This window comes from Streptomyces sp. TLI_146 (genome assembly GCF_002846415.1).
Taxonomy (GTDB): domain Bacteria; phylum Actinomycetota; class Actinomycetes; order Streptomycetales; family Streptomycetaceae; genus Streptomyces.
The window spans coordinates 4,177,438-4,196,961 of sequence record NZ_PJMX01000001.1; the positions used below are offsets into that span (position 1 = coordinate 4,177,438).

Sequence of the window (19,524 nt, forward strand, 5' to 3'; positions counted from 1 at the left end):
TGGGACGCATGAATATACGTACACGGGGGTACGACCACCCGGACGCCGTGAAGCTCGACGACCAGGTCCAGCTCGAATACATCGAGCGCTACACGGACGAGGGCGACGCCACCCCGCTGGACGCCTCCATGTTCGTACCGCCCAACGGGCTCTATCTGATCGCGTACGACGAGGACGAGCGCCCGGTCGCCACCGGCGGCTGGCGCACCCAGGACAAGAACGACCAGGGCTACTCGGACGGCGACGCCGAGCTGAAGCGCATGTACGTGATCCCGCAGGCGCGGGGCCTGGGCCTCGCCCGCCGCATCCTCGCGCTCCTGGAGGACGACGCCCGCGCCGCGGGCCGCACCCGCATGGTCCTGGAGACCGGCGACCAGCAGCCGGAGGCGATCGCCCTCTACGCCTCCAGCGGCTACTCCCCCTGCGAGAAGTTCGGCCACTACCGCTTCCACGACAACAGCATCTGCTACGCGAAACCCCTGGTGCCGTGACGTCCCCGAACGGCTTGTCATGAGCCCATCTCCCGGCAGCGGTTAGGCTGCTGAGCGCACGCGCACCGCACGGGGGATCTTGCATGAGTGACGACAAACTGCCCGAACCTTCCCAACTGCCGCTCTCGCCGGACGAGCTGAAGCGGCACCACTCCGAGTGGGCCGCCGGTGTCACCAAGGCCCCGCCCGCCGACAGCTATGTGGACCCGCTCACCCCGGTCTTCCCGCAGCCGGGCCCGCCGCTCACCGGCTCGCCCCTCCTCAAGCCGCCGCTCCAGGGCCCGTCCCTCCAGGGACCGCCGCTCGGAGGGTCGCCCTTCCTCAAGCCGCCGGTCCAGGGCCCGCCGCAGGACGCGCTGCGCATCGCGCCCGGCGTGCTCACCGCGGCGGCGGGCCGCGCGGACGAGATCCACACGGACTTCACCAAGCCCGCGGCCGCGCTGGAGGACCCGGCGCAGAAGGCGTCGGCGGCGATGGACGGCTGGGAGTCGGCCAAGGCCATCCGCACGGCCGGCACGCAGTGGGAGAAGCAGGCCGGCACCGTGGCCGGCTGGCTGGCCCGTATCTCCGAGAGCCTGCGCGTGGGAGCCCGGGACTACCACGCGACGGACCACGCCGTGGACGAGTCGCTCCGGGGCATCGCGCCGCGGCGTTCGAAGCTGGAGGGGCTGTAATGCCGTCGTTCTACCGGGAGATCCTGGACACCGACCTCGGCCCGCTCCAGAAGCTCGCCGACCAGTGGCGCACCACGCACACGGACCTGGCCAAGCTGCCCAAGCGGGTCCACGACGACGTGCTCACCCCGCTGCGCGACAAGGGCTACTGGGAGGGCGCGGCCGCCCCGTACGCCTGGCGGATGATCGACGACGTCGAGCGCCAGATCGAGGCGGCCGCCAAGGTCGCCCAGGCGGCGGTCGGTGTCCTGGACGACGCGCTCGGCGAACTCAAGGCCGTGCAGAAGGACCTCAAGGACGCCGTCCGGCGCGCCCTGGAGAGGGGTCTGTACATCGACAAGGACGGCGCCGTCTCGCCCGACATGGTCCACGGCGTCTGCAAGGTGGTCGAGAAGGGTTCGGCGGACGCGAAGGCCATCGAGGACGCCCAGCGGGAGATCGTCGAGATCGTGAAGCGGGGCATCGTCGCCGACCGGAACCTGGCGTTCTCCCTCATGTCGGACATCGGGCTCGGCGACTGGTTCAACACCGCCCCGCGGCACAACAACATCGACACCACCAACACGATCGACCAGGCCGACTACAACGCCCTCGACCTCGCGATGCAGGGCAAGGACCCGTACCCGTCCCGCCAGGGCGACGACCCGTACTCCCTCGGTGTGGACTGGGTCACCGGCAGCGGGCCGCGCGACCGCGAGTACCACGAGGGCGACCGGATGACCGAGCTGATCAAGTCCAGCGTCAGCATGGAGCAGCTCCGGGCGGACACCCTGGCCAACTGGCGCAAGGACGGCAACGACGAGGGCACCGTCAGCTACTCCATCTCCAAGGGCGGAAAGGCCGCGGCCTTCGGGAAGCTCCTCTTCACCGACCTGCCGGCGATCGCCACCGGCGACGAGGACCACCTGGGCGAGGCCTTCGTCGGCTCGTACTCCCTCGACTACTCGGTCAAGGGCCAGGACCCCGACGGCTCCCTCGTCGTCGAGTACACGCTCAACAACAAGACCAGCAACGAATCGTTCCTCCACTACGTCGGCTACTACGACTGGCTGAAGAAGATGAACCGCGACGACGGCATCTTCTCCACCGTCGGACAGCGGATGACGTGGACCGAACGCATCCCGGCAGCAGGGAAGTAAGCACCGTGCCCCACCGTTCCCGACGCGCCCTCGGGGCCGTCGCCGCCCTCGCGCTCCTCACCGCCCCGCTCACCGCGTGCGGTTCGGACGCGCTGGAGCGCTGCGTCCCGGTCGCCGCCGAGTCCGCCACCCCCGGCGAACTCATCGGCCGTTACGAGGGCGCGCACGAGGCCGACGGGGTGCGCCTGACGCTGTCCCCGGGCGGTGCCATGCGGGCGGAGAAGTGGCCCACCGGCGACTACCACCGCGCGAAGCTGGGCAAGACGTTCGACGGCTCCGGCACCTGGGAGATCGAGTCGGCCACGGCGTCCACGGGCCGCGCGCTGCTGCGGCTGCACTTCACCAAGCCGACCCTGTTCCTCCAGGGCGACACCCTCGACAAGCTCACCATCGGCATCGACGCCACCCGCACGGACCTCTACCAGGACACCGACCCCGACATCTGCCCGGACTTCCGCCTCCGCCGCCACAAGCCCTGACGGACGGGCTCCTGCCGGACGGGCCCGGGCGACCGGGCCCGAACGGGCCGTCCGGGCACATGAGAAGAGCCCCTGCCGGATTTCTCCGACAGGGGCTCTTCCCTGTTGTTGTGGACCTGAGGGGATTCGAACCCCTGACCCCCTCGATGCGAACGAGGTGCGCTACCGGACTGCGCCACAGGCCCTTGCAACGGGTGAAACATTAGCACCCCGACGGGGGTGCTTGGAAATCCGGTCCCCGCTGGTCAGCGAGACGGGCGTCACTCGTTGGCCGCGCGGGGGCGGTCGTCGTCCGCGTACTGGTCGAAGAGCGGGGTCCGGCGGCCGCTCTGCGACGTGCGCCGACGCGGCGCCGGAGGGGCCACAGCCGTCGGGTCCGCGGTGGAGGAGCGGGCCGAGGACCAGGTGTCCGGGGCGCCCAGGTCGATGCTGCCGGTGGCGCGCGGGGCGACCGGGGCCGTCACATACGTCGGGAGCGGCACCGGGACCGGCTCCCAGCTGTCGCCGCGCTCGGGGCCGCGCTCGCGCTGCTGGTCGACCCACTCGGCGTGGTCGGTCTGCTCGACCAGGGCGCGCCGGTCGGCCTCCTGCGGGGAGACGACGGGCTCGGGCTCGGGGGCCGGATGCGCCTCCGGCTCGTCCTCGGTCTCCGCGACGGGGGCCGGCTGGCGGCGCGGCTGGCGCTCGCGCAGCCGGGCGGCGGCCGCCTCGGCGCGGCGCCGGTCCATGACGAACGCGAACCGTCGCCGCTCCCGCGCCCGCAGATGCACGATGTACGCGCTGAGCAGTACGGCGGGGACCGCGGGCGCCCACAGGAAGGCGAGGCCGCCCACCGCCGCCACGACCGTGCCCAGCGTGAAGGCGAGGAAGAGGATCACCGTCGTACGGCGGCGGCGCGCCAGGACCGCGCTGCGCCGGGCGCGCCGGGCACGCTCGGCGGCGTCCGCGGAACGGCCGTCACGCCGGCGCCCGTCGCCCTGCCGCGCGCCCCCGGGTCGCTCGTCACCACGGCGCTCGCCACCGCGGCGCTCCTCGGAACGGGACGGCTCAGGACGGGACTGCTCGGAATGCGACTGCTCGGGACGCGACTCGTCGCGGTGCGGGTCCTCGGGGCGGGCCCCCTGGGGGCGCGGCTCCTCGCGCCCGCCCGGCCGCTGTGCCCCGGCACCCGTGGGGTGCTGTCGGGGCACGGCGAAGTCCCGGACGTCGACGCCCTTGGCGGGGTCCCCGAGGGACTCCGTGGGCGCGTCCGGGTCGGCGTCGGCGGCGGGGTCGCCGGAACCTCGCTGCCTCAGCTCCTTGGCGTACCGGCGCTCCATGGCCGACCGTCCGGACAGCAGCCGGATGGCGGTGCTGAAGCGTTCCGTCGGACGGGCCTCGTTGAGCTCGTCCTGCCTGCGGAGCCACATCGGCACCAAGTAGGCGGCCCAGGCCCCGACGATGACTGCGTAAATGAGGCCGCTGCTGCTCACACCCCACACGGTAGAGGGACGGGCACGAGGGGATACGCCAATTGAGCCGGTGTGTCGCACGATCTGGCTGATATCACTGGCTTTTTTTGTGATTCTTCAGATCGGTTCACGGTCATACGGGGACCGAATTCGAACGTTTATTTCATTTTTCGTGGTGGGCCCGGCGTGCCTGCTTCCACCTGTGCAGCAGCCCCTCGGGCACCTCCTCCGCCGTCAGCGCGTACACCAGGTGGTCCCGCCATCCGCCGTCGATGTGGAGATAGCGCGGGCGCAGCCCCTCCTCGCGGAATCCGAGTTTCTCCACCACCCGCCGGCTCGGCCCGTTCTCGGGGCGAATGCAGACCTCCATGCGGTGCAGTCCGACCGTACGGAAGCAGTAGTCGGTGGCGAGCGCCACGGCCGTCGGCATGACGCCCCGGCCCGCCACGTCCCGGTCGACCCAGTAGCCGACGTGCCCCGAGCACATCGAGCCCCAGGTGATCCCGGCGACCGTGAGCTGGCCGACGAGGTGGCCCTGGTACTCGATCACGAAGGGCAGCATCCGGCCCGCGTTCGCCTCGGCGCGCAGATGGCGGACCATCTGCCGGTAGGTGGGCCGCTGGGCGGGCGGGGCGCCGGGCGCGGGCGGCGGGATGGTCGCCTCCCAGGGCCGCAGCCACTCACGGTTGCGCCGGTTCACCTCGCGCCAGACCCGCTGGTCGCGCAGCTTTATGGGGCGGAGGAGCACCTCGCCGTCCGCCAGCTCGACCGGCCACGATGGGACGTTCAGCTTGGGCTCCCCACGGGTCTGGGGTGGTCGCCGCCCCGGATCTGGTCGACGGCGTGCAGCAGCAGCCGCTCCAGGACGGCCAGTCCGTCGCGGACGCCGCCGGTGGAGCCCGGCAGGTTCACGATCAGCGTGCGGCCGCCCGCGACCCCGGCGAGCCCGCGGGAGAGCGCGGCGGTCGGGACCTTCGCCAGGCCCTCGGCGCGGATCGCCTCCGGGATGCCGGGGACCTCGTAGTCGAGGACGCGGCGGGTGGCGTCGGGGGTGCGGTCGGTGGGCGAGATGCCGGTGCCGCCGGTGGTGACGATGACGTCGTAGCCGGCCGCGGTGCCCGCGCGCAGCGCCTGCTCCACGGGGTCGCCGTCGGGCACGACCAGCGGCCCGTCCACGGCGAAGCCGAGCCCGGCCAGGCCTTCGGCGAGGATCGGGCCGCCGCGGTCCGCGTACACCCCGGCCGCCGCGCGGTTGGAGGCGGTGACGACCAGCGCGGCGTACGGGGCCGCCAGCGCCCCGCCGAGCCCTGACGAGTCGCCGGGGAACGGCGGCGCGTTCTCCACTCCGGGGCGCTCCGGCGCGCTCACGGGGTGGCCCCGTCCGGCTCGGGGCGGGACCAGTCGCCCGACTTGCCGCCGGTCTTCTCCTCGACCCGTACGTCGGTGATGACGGCCGCCTTGTCCACGGCCTTGACCATGTCGACGACCGTCAGCGCGGCCACCGACACGGCGGTCAGCGCCTCCATCTCGACGCCGGTGCGGTCGGTGGTCTTCACCGTCGCCAGGATCTCCACGGCGTCGTCCGCGACCGTGAGCTCCAGCTTCACCCCGGACACCGCGAGCGGGTGGCAGAGCGGGATCAGGTCAGGGGTGCGCTTGGCACCCATGATCCCGGCGATCCGGGCGGTGGCCAGGGCGTCGCCCTTGGGCACGCCCTCGCCGCGCAGCAGCTCGATCACGCGCGGCGAGACGCGTACGCGCCCGCTCGCGCGCGCGGTGCGGGCCGTCACGTCCTTCTCGGAGACATCGACCATACGGGCCGCGCCCGCCTCGTCGATGTGCGTCAGCCTGCCTTGCGTACTCATGGTGTGGCGCTCCCGGTCCGGCCTGTGTGGGCAGACACGCTACCGCCACCCCGGCCCGGTCAGCCGAGCAGGACCACCTCCACTTCGGAGCCGGGCTCCACCGAAGTGACGTCCTCGGGAATGACGATCAGGCAGTCCGCCTGGGCGAGGGCGGCGATCAGATGCGATCCGGAGCCGCCGACCGGCGTGACGGCCGAGGCGTCCGCGTCGTAGGTCCCGCGCAGGAACTGGCGCCGGGCCGCCGGGGAGGTGAGCGCCTTGTCGGCCCTGAGCGCGGCACGCGCGCGTGGCCGGTGCACGTCGGGCAGGCCCATCAGGGTGCGGATGGCCGGGCGGACGAACAGCTCGAAGGAGACGTACGACGACACCGGGTTGCCCGGCAGGGCGAGCAGCGGGGTGTGGTCGGGGCCGATCGAGCCGAAGCCCTGGGGCTTGCCGGGCTGCATGGCGAGCTTGCGGAAGTCGATGCCGCCGCCCGGCTCGTCCTCGTCGCCCACCGAGGACAGCGCCTCCTTGACGACGTCGTACGCCCCCACGCTCACGCCGCCCGTGGTCACCAGCAGATCGGCGCGGATCAGCTGGTCCTCGACGGTGGCGCGCAGGGTCTCGGCGTCGTCGGTGACCGCGCCCACCCGGTAGGCGATCGCGCCCGCGTCGCGCGCGGCGGCGGCCAGCGCGAAGCTGTTGGAGTCGTAGATCTGGCCCTCGCTCAACTTCTCGCCGGGCTGGACGAGTTCGCTGCCGGTCGACAGGACGACCACGCGGGGGCGCGGGCGGACCTTCACGGTGCCGCGGCCGATCGCCGCGAGCAGGCCGATCTGGGGCGGGCCGAGCACGGTCCCGGCGGCCAGGGCCAGGTCGCCCGCCTGCACGTCGCTGCCGCGCGCGCGGACGTGGGCGCGGGCCTCGGCGGGCCGGTGCACCCGGACCTCGCCGCTCGCGCCCTCGGGCGCGTCACTGGCGGCGCGCATCCCGGTGGCCGCGCCGCCGCCCGTGCCGCCGTCGGTCCACTCGACCGGGACGACGGCCTCGGCGCCGGGCGGCAGCGGGGCACCGGTCATGATCCGGGCGGCCTCGCCGGGGCCGACGGACGGGAGCTCACCGCTGCCCGCGGCGACGTCGCCGATCACGGTGAGCACCGCGGGGAACTCCTCGCTGGCGCCCGCCACGTCCGCCACCCGCACCGCGTACCCGTCCATCGAGCTGTTGTCGAAGGGCGGCAGCGCGAGCGGCACCGTGACGTCCTCGACCAGGACGCAGCCCTGGGCGTCGGGCAGTTGCAGCTCGATGGGTTCGAGCGGCTCCACGGCGGCGAGGACGTCCTCCAGGTGCTCGTCGACCGACCAGATCGTGTTGCTCAAGGTGCCTGCATCTCCTCGGTCACGTAACTGCGAAGCCAGGCCTTGAAGTCGGGGCCCAGGTCTTCACGTTCGCACGCGAGTCTGACAATGGCCCGCAGATAGTCGCCGCGGTCGCCGGTGTCATAGCGGCGGCCCTTGAAGACCACGCCGTGCACCGGGCCGCCGACCTTCTCGTCGGCGGCCAGCTGCTGGAGCGCGTCGGTGAGCTGGATCTCGCCGCCGCGGCCCGGCTCGGTCTGGCGCAGTATCGAGAAGACCGCGGGGTCCAGCACGTACCGGCCGATGATGGCCAGGTTGCTGGGGGCGTCCGCCGGGTCGGGCTTCTCCACCAGGCCGGTGATCCGCACGACGTCGCCGTGGCCGGTGGGCTCGACGGCCGCGCAGCCGTACAGATGGATCTGGGACGGGTCGACCTCCATCAGGGCGATCACGCTGCCGCCCTCGCGCTCCTGGATCTCCACCATCCGGGAGAGCAGCGGGTCGCGCGCGTCGATGAGGTCGTCGCCGAGGAGCACCGCGAAGGGCTGCTCGCCGACGTGGGGCGCGGCGCACAGCACGGCGTGGCCCAGGCCCCTGGGGTCGCCCTGGCGCACGTAGTGCATGGCGGCCAGGTCGCTGGACTCCCGGACCTTGGCGAGCCGGGCCTCGTCGCCCTTGCGGGAGAGGGCCTCCTCCAGCTCGTAGTTGCGGTCGAAGTGATCCTCCAGGGGGCGCTTGTTGCGCCCCGTGATCATCAGTACGTCCGAGAGGCCGGCGGCGACCGCCTCCTCGACCACGTACTGGATCGCGGGCTTGTCGACGACCGGCAGCATCTCCTTGGGCGTGGCCTTGGTGGCCGGCAGGAACCGGGTGCCGAGGCCTGCCGCCGGGATGACAGCCTTGGTGATCCGTGGGGGCGACTGAGTCATGCGCAGCACACTAACCGCTGCGTATGGGCGGAAGATTATCCTCCGGTTAATTCGCTCTCATAAACAGGCATTTGAGGGGATTGTGAAAACACTGTGAGTGATGATGCAGCCGAAAAGGCCCTCTTGCGCGGGGAACTCCTGGGTGCCCGGCGCCTCCTGACGGAGGACGACGTCCGCTTGGCGGCCCAGGCGCTGGCCCGCCATGCGCTCGGACTCCCCGAGCTCGCGGCGGCCGGCACCGTCGCCGCGTACGTCTCGGTGGGGCGCGAGCCGGGCACGCGCGCGCTGCTCGACGCGCTGCGCACGCGTGGTGTGCGCGTCCTGCTGCCCGTACTGCAATCGGACAATGACCTGGACTGGGCGCACTACGAGGGCGCGGACCGGCTCGAACCGGCCGGGCGGGGGCTGCTGGAGCCGTCCGGGCCCCGGCTCGGCCCGGACGCCGTCCTCGGCGCCGACACCGTGCTGCTGCCCGGCCTCGCCGTCGACGCGCGCGGGATGCGCCTGGGCCGGGGCGGCGGCTCGTACGACCGGGTGCTCGCCCGGATCGCGGCGGCGGGCCGCCACCCCGCGCGCGTGGTGCTCCTCTACGCGAACGAGGTGGTCGCCCGGGTCCCGGAGGAACCGCACGACCACCCCGTCCACGCGGTGGTCACCCCGCAGGGCGTGACCCGCTTCACGGCCTGAGAGCCTGATTCGAGAACAGGCTCCCGGCCTCGGCTCACTTCGTGAGCGTCAGCGTGTCCACCGTCGAGGCGCCGACCGCCTTGGCGCTGAACGACCAGTCCAGCTGCTCGCCCTTGGCCCACTTGCCGGTCTGGTCCGAGTAGTGCGCGCTGTAGGCGTGGCCGGAGGCGCCGGTGAGGTTGATCCACTTCGACTTGTCGAAGTCCTTCAGGTTCACCACCATCCGCATCGACGGCACCCACGTGACCGAGTAGTCGCCGCCGCCCGCGTTCCAGCCCGTCGCGTTGACCGCCGCCTCGCCGCCGCCCAGGTTCCACGGGCCGCGGTTGAGGAGGAACTGCACGATGCCGGGGCCGTCGGTGCCGAGGGTCTGGTTCTTCAGCATCAGCTGGTGCAGCCGGCCCCAGCTCCAGGTGGTGACGTCCTTGCCGAGCTTGGCCGTCAGCTCCCAGCGGGCGTCCTTCATGGCGCGCGCCAGCAGCTGGTCCCGGGTGGTGGTGGCCGGGTCGAGACGGCTCTTGGGCGTCTGCCACCAGGCGTTCTTCTCGTCGTTGAAGATCCGCCGGACCACCTCGAACCAGCGGTCGCCGCCGTCGGGCTGCGCCGAGTCCGCATCGCGCTGGCCGCACTCGCGCACCAGCCCGTTGAGGTCGTCGACCGGGCCGGAGCTGTCCGGCGGGCGCACGTTCAGGCACTCGTCCTTGACCCTCAGCTCCTTGGGGAGCTTGTTGCCGAAGGCCAGCTTGAGGACGTTGCGCCACACCGCGTTGAAGTAGGCGGCCGCCCCGGAGTCCGACTCCTGGGTGTAGTCCCAGCCCTCCAGCAGCTTCTGCGCCTCCCGTACGGCCGGGTCGGAGACGTCGACCTTCAGCAGCGCGGGCGTCAGCAGCGCGGCGATCTCGCTGCTGTTGTCCATCTGCATCTTCTGCATGTCCTCGGTCGAGACCTTGCCGCCGTCCTTGGTCTTCGACTCGATGAGGTCGTTGATCCGCTGGCTGCGGGTGCCGTAGCCCCAGTCCTTGGTCAGCAGGTACGGGTACTTCTTCTCGTCGACCACGGCCTGGTTGGCGGTGACGATGTAGCCGCGCTTCGGGTCGAGCTCGTACGGCAGCTGCTCGAAGGGGATGGACCCCTTCCAGTTGAACTTCGAGTCCCAGCCGGGGGCGGGCACGGTGCCGTCGAAGCCCTTGGCCCGCAGCGGGATCTTTCCGGGTGCCTGGTAGCCGATGTGGCCCTTGGTGTCCGCGTAGATCAGGTTCTGCGAGGGGACCTCGAAGTCCTTGGCGGCCGCCCGGAAGGACTTGAAGTCCTTGGCCCGGTCGAGCTCGAAGACGGCGTCCATGGACCTGCCGGGCTCCAGGGCGGTCCACTTCAGGGCCACCGCGTACCCCTCGCCCCGGTCCGGGGCGGAGGTGGCCACGGGGGCCTTCTTGCCGACCTTCTCCAGCTCGTCGTCGCGGTCGGAGACCAGCGGGCCGTTGTTGGTCTCGCGCACGGTGATCGTCTTGCTCTTGCTGCCCGCGACCTTGATGACCTCCTCGCGCGTGACGAGGGGCTTCTGCTGGTTGTCGAGCAGGTAGGTGCCGCCGGGAGCGATCTTCTCCAGGTACAGGTCGGTCACGTCGGCGCCGAGGTTGGTGAACCCCCAGGAGACGTCCTGGTTGTGGCCGATGATCACGCCGGGCATGCCGGAGAACGTGTAGCCCGCCACGTCGTAGCCGCAGCTCGCGGAGACCGTGCGGCAGTGCAGGCCCATCTGGTACCAGAGCGACGGCATCATCGGCGCCAGGTGCGGGTCGTTGGCGAGCAGCGGCATGCCGGTCGTCGTGTACTTGCCGGAGACGACCCACGAGTTGGAGCCGATGCCGCTGCCGTTGGGGCCGAGCAGCGCCGGGATCTTGTCGAGGCTGTCGGAGAGCCGCGCCAGCTGCGCCTGGGCGCCCTGCGTCGCCCCCTGTATCGCCGATCCCGCCCCGGTCTCGGTGCTCGGCTCACGGCTCGGGTCGTACTTCTTGGTGAGCTTGTTGACCGAGCCCTCGTCGACGATCGGCCGGTGGGTGGCCGTCGGGTACGGCGGGTACAGGTCCTTGATCTGCTTGGGGGTCAGCCGGCTGGCCATCAGGGACCGGTCGATCTCGTCCTGCATGTTGCCGCGCAGGTCCCAGGCCATCGCCTTGAGCCAGGCCACCGAGTCGACCGGCGTCCACTTCTCGACCTTGTAGTCGTGGACGAAGTCCAGCGCCGCGTACTCGACGGAGATGTCCTTGGGGCCCTTGCCCTCCAGGTAGGCGTTGACACCGGCGGCGTACGCCTGGAGGTACTTCTTCGTCTGCGGTGACAGCTTGGTGTCGTACTCCTGCTGCGCGACCCTGCGCCAGCCGAGAGTGCGCAGGAAGGCGTCGGTCTCGACCTGGTCCTTGCCGAACATCTCCGACAGCCGGCCGGAGGTCATGTGGCGGCGGACGTCCATCTCCCAGAAGCGGTCCTGGGCCTGGACGAAGCCCTGGGCCATGAAGAGGTCGCTGTCGTTGTCCGCGTAGACCTGCGGCACCCCGTAGTCGTCGCGCTTGACCTCCACCGGGTTGCCGGTGAGGCCCTTGAGCTGGATCGACCCCGTGGTCTGCGGGAAGGAGGCGCGAACGGTGCTGACGCCCCAGTACGCGCCGTAACCGACACCCGCGACGAGCGCCAGCACCAGGACGATCAGGATCAGGCGGGCACGGCGTCCCTTCTTCTTCCTGACCTTCTTCTCGGCTGGGGCTGTGGTGTTGGCGGGCATCGCTGTCCTTCGAGGGGCAGGGTGGTCCTAGGTGCTGGAGCAACCATAGGCGCAGCGACTGACAGCCCCGGACGCGGTGTCTTTTATGAGCCTCGGCCCGTCCCGCAGACCCACCCATGCGTAAAGAACTCGTCAAAGATTAGGTAAGGTAACGAAGTAACGGTGGCTGGCGAATCGTTCCGGCACCCGTGCGTGAGGGCGCCTGACGGCGCGTGAGGGGAAGGATCGGCCACTGACTGTCCACCATCTCAACGAGCTCCTGCTCATCTGCTCGCTCGTCCTGCTCATCGCCGTCGCGGCGGTGCGCGTCTCCTCCCGCAGCGGGCTCCCCAGCCTGCTCCTGTATCTCGGCATCGGGATCGCGATAGGGCAGGACGGAATCTTCGACGTCCAGTTCGACAACGCCGAGATGACCCAGGTCATCGGCTATGCCGCCCTGGTGGTGATCCTGGCCGAGGGCGGTCTGGGCACCAAGTGGAAGGAGATCCGCCCGGCGCTGCCGGCGGCGGTCGTGCTCTCGATCGTCGGTGTCGCGGTGAGCGTGGGGGTCACCGCGGCCGGTGCGCACTACCTGGTCGGGCTCGAATGGCGGCAGTCACTGATCATCGGCGCGGTGGTGTCCTCGACGGACGCCGCGGCCGTCTTCTCCGTCCTGCGCAAGGTCCCGCTGCCGTCCCGGATCACCGGCGTCCTGGAGGCCGAGTCGGGCTTCAACGACGCCCCGGTCGTCATCCTGGTCGTCGCCTTCTCCACGCCGGGCCCGGTGGACTCCTGGTACTTCCTGGCCGGAAAGATCGCCCTTGAGCTGGCGATCGGCGCCGGCGTCGGGCTCGCGGTCGGCTGGCTGGGCTCCTGGGGCCTGCGGCACGTGGCGCTGCCCGCGTCCGGCCTCTACCCGATCGCCGTGATGGCGATCGCCGTCACCGCGTACGCGGCGGGCGCCATGGCCCACGGCTCCGGCTTCCTCGCCGTCTATCTGGCCGCGATGGTCCTCGGCAACGCCAAGCTGCCACACTGGCCCGCCACCCGCGGCTTCGCGGACGGCCTCGGCTGGATCGCCCAGATCGGCATGTTCGTCCTGCTCGGCCTGCTGGTCACCCCGCACGAGCTGCCCGGCGACTTCTGGCCCGCCGTGCTCATCGGCCTGGCCCTGACGATGGTGGCCCGGCCGCTGGCGGTACTGGTCAGCCTGGCGCCGTTCCGGATGCCCTGGCAGGAGAAGGCCCTGATGTCCTGGGCGGGGCTGCGCGGCGCCGTGCCCATCATCCTGGCCACGATCCCGATGGTCTCCGGGATCGACGGCAGCGAGCGGGTCTTCAACATCGTCTTCGTCCTGGTCGTCGTCTACACCCTCGTCCAGGGCCCGACGCTGCCCTGGCTGGCCCGCAAGCTCCGGATCTCGGACACCGAGGCGGCCTCCGACCTGGGCATCGAGTCGGCGCCCCTGGAGCGGCTGCGCGGCCATCTGCTGTCGGTGGCGATCCCGCCCGAGTCGCGGATGCACGGCGTCGAGGTGCACGAGCTGCGGCTGCCGCCCGGCGCGGCGGTCACGCTGGTCGTCCGGGACGGGAAGAGCTTCGTACCGGGCCCCACGACCGTGCTGCGGCGCGGCGACGAGCTGCTCGTGGTGGCGACGGATCCGGTACGGGACGCGGCCGAGGCCCGGCTGCGGGCGGTCGGCCAGGGCGGCAAGCTGGCGGGCTGGCTGGGCACGGGGGGCGGTGCGGGCCCGCACCGCTAGGGCCCGCCCGGCGGGTCCGGTCTGCGCGTCCGGTCGGGACGTCGGACAGGCTCCGGGCCTGCCAGGGTCGTCCCGCGTCCATCGAATCAGGGAACCACCGGGAAAAGATCCGGTTAATCACAGGTGTGATCTCGGTCATCCGTGCGCTTTCACAGGCGCGGAGCCGGATCCCCCTGTACCATGAAGGCACACCACTGATCGACCAACTCTGCCTGACGCAGAGCTGGCGCGACCGTATGGCGGTCGGAGGCTCTCGCAGTGAGCCCCGGCATCTACCGCAGTTCCGCGCAAGAGGACAGCTCTCGGCAACGCCCGTACTCACCCGTACCAGGGGCGCGCTACCAGGCGGCAGAAAGGCAAGGGCCGTGGCATCCACGGTCACTTCCGAGCGTCGCCCGGGCTACGGGCAGCTCCTGCGCACTCCCGGCGCACTCTCGTTCCTCCTGCCCGGCTTCGCCGCCCGGCAGCCCTTCGCGATGCTCACCATCAGCATCGTGCTCCTCGTCCAGCACACCACCGGCTCGTACGGCAGCGCCGGCGCCGTGGCCGCCGTCACCGGCGTCTCCATGGCCCTGTTCGCGCCGCAGAGCGGCAAGCTCGCCGACCGCTTCGGCCAGCGCGCCGTGCTGCTCCCCGGCGTCCTCGTGCACTCCGCCTCGGGCTCCGTCCTGATCGCGCTGGCGCTGTCCGGCGCCCCCCTGTGGGCGCTGTTCCTGGCCGCCGTCCCGACCGGCGCCTCGGTGCCGCAGGTCGGGCCGATGGTCCGGGCCCGCTGGGCCGCCAAGCTCGACGGCTCGCCCCTGATGTCGACGGCCGCGGCCTTCGAGTCGGTGACCGACGAGTTCACCTTCGTCATCGGCCCGGTGCTCGCGACCGCGCTGTGCACGGGCGTCCACCCGGCGGCCGGACTGATCACCGAGGCCGCGCTGACCCTGGTCGGCGGCCTGCTCTTCGCCGCCCAGCACCGCACCCAGCCGCAGCCCAGCCGCGCCGCCGACGGCCACGCGCGCGAGGAGCACGTCTCCGCGCTCTCCATCCCCGGTGTGCGGGTCCTGGCCGTGTCGTTCCTCGGCATCGGCGCCGTCTTCGGCGGCATGCAGGTCTCGCTGACCGCGTTCTCCGAGGAGATCGGCAACCCCGGCGCCAACGGTCTGCTGTACGGGATCTTCGCCGCGGGCAACATGCTGGCGGGCATCGCGTGCGGCGCCATCGCCTGGAAGTCCGCTCCCCGGACGCGGCTGATCGCCGGCTACACCGGACTGACGCTGGCCGCCTCGGGCCTGTGGGCCATGCACTCCGCGGTGCTGCTCGGCGGCCTCGGGCTGATCGTCGGCCTGTGCATCGCCCCGGCACTGATCACCGGCTACACCCTGGTCGAGTCGCTGGTCCCGGCCTCCGCCCGGACCGAGGCCTTCACCTGGCTGACCGGCGCGGTGGCGCTGGGCCAGGCCGGCGCGGTCACCGTGGCCGGCCGGCTGGCCGACGCCCACGGCTCCAGCGCGGGCTTCCTGGTGCCCATGGCGAGCACCGCGCTGGCCCTGATCACGCTGGTCTCGCTGCGCTCGCGGCTGGCGCCGCGCTCCTCGGGACGGACCGTCGCCCGTAGTGGCGTCGGTCACCGAGTTCCCGTGACGGTGGACTGATCCAGCGGAATACGTCACTATGGACCGTCGTTAGCACTCATCGAGTGAGAGTGCCAGGAGGAAGACAAGTGCCGACCTACCAGTACCAGTGCACCGAGTGCGGCGAAGGCCTCGAGGCGGTGCAGAAGTTCACCGACGACGCCCTGACCGTCTGCCCGAGCTGCGACGGACGCCTCAAGAAGGTCTTCTCGGCCGTCGGCATCGTCTTCAAGGGCTCCGGCTTCTACCGCAACGACAGCCGCGGCGCCTCGTCGAGCAGCACGCCCGCGTCCTCGGCCGCCAAGCCGTCGACGTCGTCGAGCTCCGACTCGAAGCCGGCCGCCTCGACGACCTCCTCGTCGTCGAGCTCCACCAGTTCGTCGTCGGCCGCCTGACCCGGCCGTACGCCCCGGACACACCGGACCCCGCCGTCCCCGACGGCGGGGTCTTCGGCATGCCCGCACCCGTTCTGGCCGCACCCGTTCTGGCCGCCGACCGCCCCGGCTAGGGTGCTGCGCATGACCAACGCGCGCGTGACCAACGCAGAGATCGGCGTCATCGGCGGCTCGGGCTTCTACTCGTTCCTGGAGGACGTGACCGAGATCCAGGTCGACACCCCGTACGGCAGCCCCAGCGACTCCCTGTTCCTGGGCGAGATCGCCGGGCGCCGGGTCGCGTTCCTGCCCCGGCACGGCCGCGGCCACCACCTCCCGCCGCACCGCATCAACTACCGCGCCAACCTGTGGGCCCTGCGCTCGGTCGGTGTGCGGCAGGTGCTCGGCCCGTGCGCGGTGGGCGGGCTGCGGCCCGAGTACGGACCCGGCACGCTGCTCGTGCCGGACCAGCTGGTGGACCGTACGAAGTCGCGCGTCCAGACGTACTACGACGGCTACCCGCTGCCCGACGGCTCGGTCCCGAACGTCGTGCACGTGGCGCTGGCCGACCCGTACTGCCCCGAGGGCCGCAAGGCCGCGCTCGCGGCCGCGCGCGGGCGGGACTGGGAGCCGGTGGACGGCGGCACGCTGGTCGTCATAGAGGGCCCGCGCTTCTCCACGCGCGCGGAGTCGCAGTGGCACGCGGCGATGGGCTGGTCGGTGGTGGGCATGACCGGGCACCCCGAGGCGGTGCTCGCCCGCGAACTGGGGCTCTGCTACACGACGATGACCCTGGTCACCGACCTGGACGCGGGCGCGGAGACGGGCGAGGGCGTCTCCCACGAGGAGGTGCTGCGGGTCTTCGCGGCCAACGTGGACCGGCTCCGCTCGGTGCTCTTCGACGCGGTGGCGGCCCTGCCGACGGGCGAGCGGGACTGCCTGTGCACGCGGGCACTGGAGGGGTTGGACACGGGGATTCGGCTGCCGTAGGGCTGACGCCGGGCGGGGGCTGGGGGTCGGGTCGAGCTGAGGTCGGGGGCGGGCCTGGGGTCGGGGCGGGCCTGGGGTCGGGGCGGGCCTGGGGTTGGGGCGGGCCTGCGGTCGGAGACGGGCCTGCGGTCGGGCGCGGTTCGTCTCTCCCTCCACGGGCGGCGGAGTTTCCACAAACCGGTGGCGCCATCTGCCCGGGCGGGTGACGGAGTTGTCCACAACCTGCGGGTAATCCACAGGGCCCGGCGGGAAGTTGGCCGGGCGGGGGATCGTGAGGAGCGTTCGAGCAGCACCCGCTCCTCACGATCGGTGGTGACCCGCCATGTCCTGGCCCTCTCCCCTGCCCTCCGCGACACCCTCCTCGGCTCCCTCCCCCGCGCCCGCTCCCCTGCCTTCCCCGGCGCCCGAGCCGGCCGGCGTCCCCGTCTTCCCCCCGCTGCGGGTGCGCGGGAGCCGGAACCGGCTGCGGCGGGCGGTGCGGCGCCGACGGCGTGCGATGGCGGCCGGGCTCGCGGTGGCGGCGGCAGCCCTCGCGGCGGTGGGCGCCCGGGCCCCGGGGCGTACGGATCCGGGGCATGCGAACCCCGGCGCCGTCGCCGTGACGACTGCGGGCGCCCAGCAGCCGAGCACGCCAACCCGGCCCGCCCGCACGGCCGTTGACGTGGTGTCCGCGCCGGTCCGGATCGCGGACGCGGAGACCGTGCGACTGCTGCGGCCCGGCGACCGGGTCGATGTGATCGCGGCGCCCGACTCGCCGCCGGGCGGCTCGGGCGGCCCGGGCGCGGCGCACCTGGTGGCCTCGGGCGTGCGGGTGACCGACGTACCCCGGCCGCGCGGCCCCTCCTCCGACGAGGGAGCGCTGGTCGTCCTGGCCGTCCCCCGCGCCACCGCGACGACGCTCGCGGGTGCCGGTGCGACCTCCCGACTGGTGGTGACCTGGCGATGAATCGCACTGACTTCCTGTCAAGTCACCTGTTTGCGTACGCGGATTGGACAGCGCGACCATGCGCTGACGTAGGTTGCGGAACGGTTTGCTCCACCCCCTGCACCTGCGAAGAGAGGCTCACTCGTGACCGACGAGAAGAAGGGCGGCGGCCTGCTGGTCGGCTTCAAGGCCTTCCTGCTGCGCGGCAATGTGATCGACCTGGCGGTCGCGGTGGTCATCGGCGCCGCGTTCACCGCCGTCGTGAACTCGGTCGTGAAGGGCGTCATCAACCCGCTGGTCGGTGCGTTCGGAACGAAGGACCTGAACAGCTACAGCTCGTGTCTGAAGGGTCCCTGCGGGTTCGACTCCAAGACGGGCGAAGCGGTCTCCGGCATCCCGATCATGTGGGGCCTGGTCCTCAGCGCGGTGCTGAGCTTCGTCATCACGGCGGCGGTCGTGTACTTCCTGATGGTCCTGCCGATGGCCAAGTACCTGGCCAAGCGGGCCCAGCGGGACAAGGCCAAGGAAGGCGTCCAGGAGACCCTGGAGGTCAGCGAGCTGGAGGTGCTGAAGGAGATCCGCGACGCCCTGGTCTCCCAGCGCGGCTCGGGGCACAGCGCGCCGTAGCGCACGGCCCCCGGACGGGTCAGATGTGGTGGGGCGGCTTCTCGTCGAGGAAGCGCGCGAGGTCGGCCGCGCTGCCGTTGGCAGGAGCCCGCTCGCCCCACCCGCGGTCCGTATCGTCCGAGGATTGCTGGTCCAGCGGATCGTCGAAGACCAGCTTGGGCCTGGGCTTCGGGTCGGACACCGGCTTCGCATCGCGCGGTCCGGGGGCAGGGGCGGTACTCATACCTCAAGGGTACGGCGAGGCGCGGGGCGGCGCGGCGGCGGTCGCCGCGGGGCGGGCCGCCACGGCGTGGGCCGCCGCGACACAGGCCAGCGCGGCGACGGCCGCGGGGCCCGTCCGCACTCGCTCCCCCGCTCGCCGTCCCACCTGGGGGCCTCCCCGCCAGGGTCCTCCAAGCAGCGTCCTCCCGGTCAGCGGTCCTTCGGGTCAGCGGTCCTTCGGGTCGAGCAGCCAGAGGCCGAGGACCACGAGGAACGACAGGCCGAGGAAACCCGTGCCCCACCAGGCGGTTCCGGTGTTGCCCTTCATCCACTCGTTGACGATCACCGTCAGCCCCCAGAGCTGGCCGACGACCACGGTGATCGCCAGGGCGAGGCGGGCCGTCAGCTTCGAGGACCGCTCCGGCTCCTGCTCGGTGCCCGCGCCGGGACCCGGGCCGGTGCGGCGGATCCGGGGATCGCCGTATCCGCTGGTGGCACGGATCTGGGGGTACCGCTCCCGTACGGGACGGTTGAGGCGGGGCTGGGTGCTGCCCGCGGTGTACGGGGGCGGCGCGGGCACGGTGGCGTCGCCGCTCCCGCCCGGGCCGGTGTCGGCGCTCATGTCCGCTCGCTCCTCTCGGTCCGGGTCCGCGTTCCCGGGCAGCCGATCCGGGCCGCCATGTCCGGGCGCTGCTCGCCGAACTGGCGGCACATGGCGGCCTTGACGCTCTCGCCGGAGCGGGTGGTGGCCACCGCCCAGACGCTGCCGTCGATCTCCTCCACGAGGAGCACCTTCGGCAGCGGGCGGGGCGGCGGTCCGGCGGTCACCTCACCGGTGCGGGCGTCGAAGGCGCCCTCGTGGCAGGGGCAGTACAGCTCGCCGTCGCTGCCCCGGTCCTCACGCCACAGCACCGCGCAGGCCAGATGCGTACAGACGGCGGAGTAGCCGACGAGGGTGCCGTCCTTGAGGCGGACTCCGACCGCCCGGTCGTCCTCGCCGGGGAAGCGGAAGGCGATGGACTCCCCGGGGCGGAGCCGGTCGGCGACACGCTTGGGCCTGGGGGCGTCCTCGCTGTCCCCGTGCCGGTGGAGCACACCGCCGGCGACGGCCACCGCGCCGACGGCGAGTCCGCCGGAGACGGTGGTGACGATCCGCAGATAGTCGCGGCGGGTGGTGAGCGAGTCCGCGGCGACGCGGTCGCGCAACGCC

21 protein-coding genes and 1 tRNA gene are annotated in these 19,524 nt (G+C 72.0%); 11 read left to right on the top strand and 11 right to left on the bottom strand.

Annotated features, from left to right (window positions below):
- The first annotated feature begins 8 nt into the window (after positions 1–8).
- From BX283_RS18690 to BX283_RS18705, 4 genes are all read left to right on the top strand, one after another.
- Complete coding sequence (locus tag BX283_RS18690) at positions 9–491, top strand: GNAT family N-acetyltransferase (protein WP_101388716.1); 483 nt, start codon at positions 9–11, stop codon at positions 489–491.
- Between the two features lie 83 nt (positions 492–574).
- The gene (locus tag BX283_RS18695; RefSeq protein ID WP_101388717.1) at positions 575–1,165 is read left to right on the top strand and encodes a WXG100 family type VII secretion target; all 591 of its coding nucleotides are present in this window, start codon (positions 575–577) and stop codon (positions 1,163–1,165) included.
- On the top strand, positions 1,165–2,304 hold the full coding sequence (locus BX283_RS18700) for a hypothetical protein (protein WP_101388718.1): 1,140 nt from the start codon (positions 1,165–1,167) through the stop codon (positions 2,302–2,304). The genes BX283_RS18695 and BX283_RS18700 overlap by 1 nt, the downstream gene beginning before the upstream one ends.
- A gap of 5 nt (positions 2,305–2,309) precedes the next feature.
- The gene (locus BX283_RS18705) at positions 2,310–2,783 is read left to right on the top strand and encodes a hypothetical protein (protein WP_101388719.1); all 474 of its coding nucleotides are present in this window, start codon (positions 2,310–2,312) and stop codon (positions 2,781–2,783) included.
- Positions 2,784–2,894: 111 nt separating this feature from the next.
- On the opposite strand, the gene BX283_RS18710 is transcribed toward BX283_RS18705, so the two are convergent.
- From BX283_RS18710 to galU, 7 genes are all read right to left on the bottom strand, one after another.
- Positions 2,895–2,968: transfer RNA gene (locus BX283_RS18710), tRNA-Ala, on the bottom strand.
- A 75-nt stretch (positions 2,969–3,043) separates the two neighbouring features.
- Positions 3,044–4,255, bottom strand: coding sequence for a gephyrin-like molybdotransferase receptor GlpR (glpR, locus tag BX283_RS18715; protein WP_101388720.1), 1,212 nt, complete (start codon positions 4,253–4,255; stop codon positions 3,044–3,046).
- A 142-nt stretch (positions 4,256–4,397) separates the two neighbouring features.
- Positions 4,398–5,024, bottom strand: a complete 627-nt coding sequence (locus BX283_RS18720; RefSeq protein ID WP_101388721.1) for a GNAT family N-acetyltransferase — start codon at positions 5,022–5,024, stop codon at positions 4,398–4,400.
- Complete coding sequence (locus tag BX283_RS18725) at positions 5,021–5,578, bottom strand: molybdenum cofactor biosynthesis protein B (protein WP_373979595.1); 558 nt, start codon at positions 5,576–5,578, stop codon at positions 5,021–5,023. Before BX283_RS18725 ends, BX283_RS18720 begins: the two co-directional genes overlap by 4 nt.
- 20 nt (positions 5,579–5,598) lie before the next feature.
- The gene (gene moaC / locus BX283_RS18730) at positions 5,599–6,099 is read right to left on the bottom strand and encodes a cyclic pyranopterin monophosphate synthase MoaC (RefSeq protein WP_101388722.1); all 501 of its coding nucleotides are present in this window, start codon (positions 6,097–6,099) and stop codon (positions 5,599–5,601) included.
- Positions 6,100–6,158: 59 nt separating this feature from the next.
- Positions 6,159–7,460 (bottom strand): gephyrin-like molybdotransferase Glp, encoded by a 1,302-nt coding sequence (gene glp / locus BX283_RS18735; protein ID WP_101388723.1) that lies wholly within the window; start codon positions 7,458–7,460, stop codon positions 6,159–6,161.
- Positions 7,457–8,368, bottom strand: coding sequence for a UTP--glucose-1-phosphate uridylyltransferase GalU (gene galU, locus BX283_RS18740; RefSeq protein ID WP_101392444.1), 912 nt, complete (start codon positions 8,366–8,368; stop codon positions 7,457–7,459). Before galU ends, glp begins: the two co-directional genes overlap by 4 nt.
- Before the next feature lie 93 nt (positions 8,369–8,461).
- Here galU and BX283_RS18745 point away from each other — a divergent pair, with 93 nt between their 5' ends.
- Positions 8,462–9,055 (top strand): 5-formyltetrahydrofolate cyclo-ligase, encoded by a 594-nt coding sequence (locus BX283_RS18745; RefSeq protein ID WP_101388724.1) that lies wholly within the window; start codon positions 8,462–8,464, stop codon positions 9,053–9,055.
- A 34-nt stretch (positions 9,056–9,089) separates the two neighbouring features.
- Here the strand turns inward: BX283_RS18745 and BX283_RS18750 are convergent, their stop codons facing one another.
- Positions 9,090–11,834, bottom strand: a complete 2,745-nt coding sequence (locus tag BX283_RS18750; protein WP_101388725.1) for a penicillin acylase family protein — start codon at positions 11,832–11,834, stop codon at positions 9,090–9,092.
- 202 nt (positions 11,835–12,036) lie between these two features.
- Between BX283_RS18750 and BX283_RS18755 the strand changes: the two genes are divergently transcribed.
- From BX283_RS18755 to BX283_RS18785, 6 genes are all read left to right on the top strand, one after another.
- Positions 12,037–13,575, top strand: coding sequence for a potassium/proton antiporter (locus BX283_RS18755; RefSeq protein WP_101388726.1), 1,539 nt, complete (start codon positions 12,037–12,039; stop codon positions 13,573–13,575).
- 365 nt (positions 13,576–13,940) lie between these two features.
- Positions 13,941–15,218 (top strand): MFS transporter, encoded by a 1,278-nt coding sequence (locus tag BX283_RS18765; protein WP_101388727.1) that lies wholly within the window; start codon positions 13,941–13,943, stop codon positions 15,216–15,218.
- 68 nt (positions 15,219–15,286) lie between these two features.
- The gene (locus BX283_RS18770) at positions 15,287–15,592 is read left to right on the top strand and encodes an FmdB family zinc ribbon protein (protein ID WP_101388728.1); all 306 of its coding nucleotides are present in this window, start codon (positions 15,287–15,289) and stop codon (positions 15,590–15,592) included.
- Between the two features lie 123 nt (positions 15,593–15,715).
- Positions 15,716–16,561, top strand: a complete 846-nt coding sequence (locus BX283_RS18775) for an S-methyl-5'-thioadenosine phosphorylase (RefSeq protein ID WP_101388729.1) — start codon at positions 15,716–15,718, stop codon at positions 16,559–16,561.
- A 322-nt stretch (positions 16,562–16,883) separates the two neighbouring features.
- Positions 16,884–17,507, top strand: coding sequence for an RcpC/CpaB family pilus assembly protein (locus BX283_RS18780; RefSeq protein ID WP_101388730.1), 624 nt, complete (start codon positions 16,884–16,886; stop codon positions 17,505–17,507).
- Positions 17,508–17,630: 123 nt separating this feature from the next.
- Positions 17,631–18,113 carry an MscL family protein gene (locus BX283_RS18785; protein ID WP_101388731.1) on the top strand — a complete coding sequence of 161 codons (483 nt, stop codon included), beginning with the start codon at positions 17,631–17,633 and terminating at the stop codon, positions 18,111–18,113.
- 19 nt (positions 18,114–18,132) lie between these two features.
- Here the strand turns inward: BX283_RS18785 and BX283_RS18790 are convergent, their stop codons facing one another.
- From BX283_RS18790 to BX283_RS18800, 3 genes are all read right to left on the bottom strand, one after another.
- Positions 18,133–18,336: a hypothetical protein gene (locus BX283_RS18790; RefSeq protein ID WP_101388732.1), complete on the bottom strand. Its 204-nt coding sequence runs from the start codon at positions 18,334–18,336 to the stop codon at positions 18,133–18,135.
- Between the two features lie 204 nt (positions 18,337–18,540).
- Positions 18,541–18,936 carry a hypothetical protein gene (locus BX283_RS18795; RefSeq protein WP_257583103.1) on the bottom strand — a complete coding sequence of 132 codons (396 nt, stop codon included), beginning with the start codon at positions 18,934–18,936 and terminating at the stop codon, positions 18,541–18,543.
- Positions 18,933–19,520, bottom strand: coding sequence for a ubiquinol-cytochrome c reductase iron-sulfur subunit (locus BX283_RS18800; protein ID WP_306822811.1), 588 nt, complete (start codon positions 19,518–19,520; stop codon positions 18,933–18,935). Before BX283_RS18800 ends, BX283_RS18795 begins: the two co-directional genes overlap by 4 nt.
- Positions 19,521–19,524: the final 4 nt, after the last annotated feature.

Coding starts and splice junctions, on each gene's coding strand:
- BX283_RS18695 (WP_101388717.1), top strand. CDS start 575: ATGAGTGACGACAAACTGCCCGAACCTTCCCAACTGCCGCTCTCGCCG.
- BX283_RS18690 (WP_101388716.1), top strand. CDS start 9: ATGAATATACGTACACGGGGGTACGACCACCCGGACGCCGTGAAGCTC.
- BX283_RS18790 (WP_101388732.1), bottom strand. CDS start 18,336: ATGAGTACCGCCCCTGCCCCCGGACCGCGCGATGCGAAGCCGGTGTCC.
- BX283_RS18780 (WP_101388730.1), top strand. CDS start 16,884: ATGTCCTGGCCCTCTCCCCTGCCCTCCGCGACACCCTCCTCGGCTCCC.
- BX283_RS18775 (WP_101388729.1), top strand. CDS start 15,716: ATGACCAACGCGCGCGTGACCAACGCAGAGATCGGCGTCATCGGCGGC.
- BX283_RS18700 (WP_101388718.1), top strand. CDS start 1,165: ATGCCGTCGTTCTACCGGGAGATCCTGGACACCGACCTCGGCCCGCTC.
- BX283_RS18750 (WP_101388725.1), bottom strand. CDS start 11,834: ATGCCCGCCAACACCACAGCCCCAGCCGAGAAGAAGGTCAGGAAGAAG.
- moaC (WP_101388722.1), bottom strand. CDS start 6,099: ATGAGTACGCAAGGCAGGCTGACGCACATCGACGAGGCGGGCGCGGCC.
- galU (WP_101392444.1), bottom strand. CDS start 8,368: ATGACTCAGTCGCCCCCACGGATCACCAAGGCTGTCATCCCGGCGGCA.
- BX283_RS18795 (WP_257583103.1), bottom strand. CDS start 18,936: ATGAGCGCCGACACCGGCCCGGGCGGGAGCGGCGACGCCACCGTGCCC.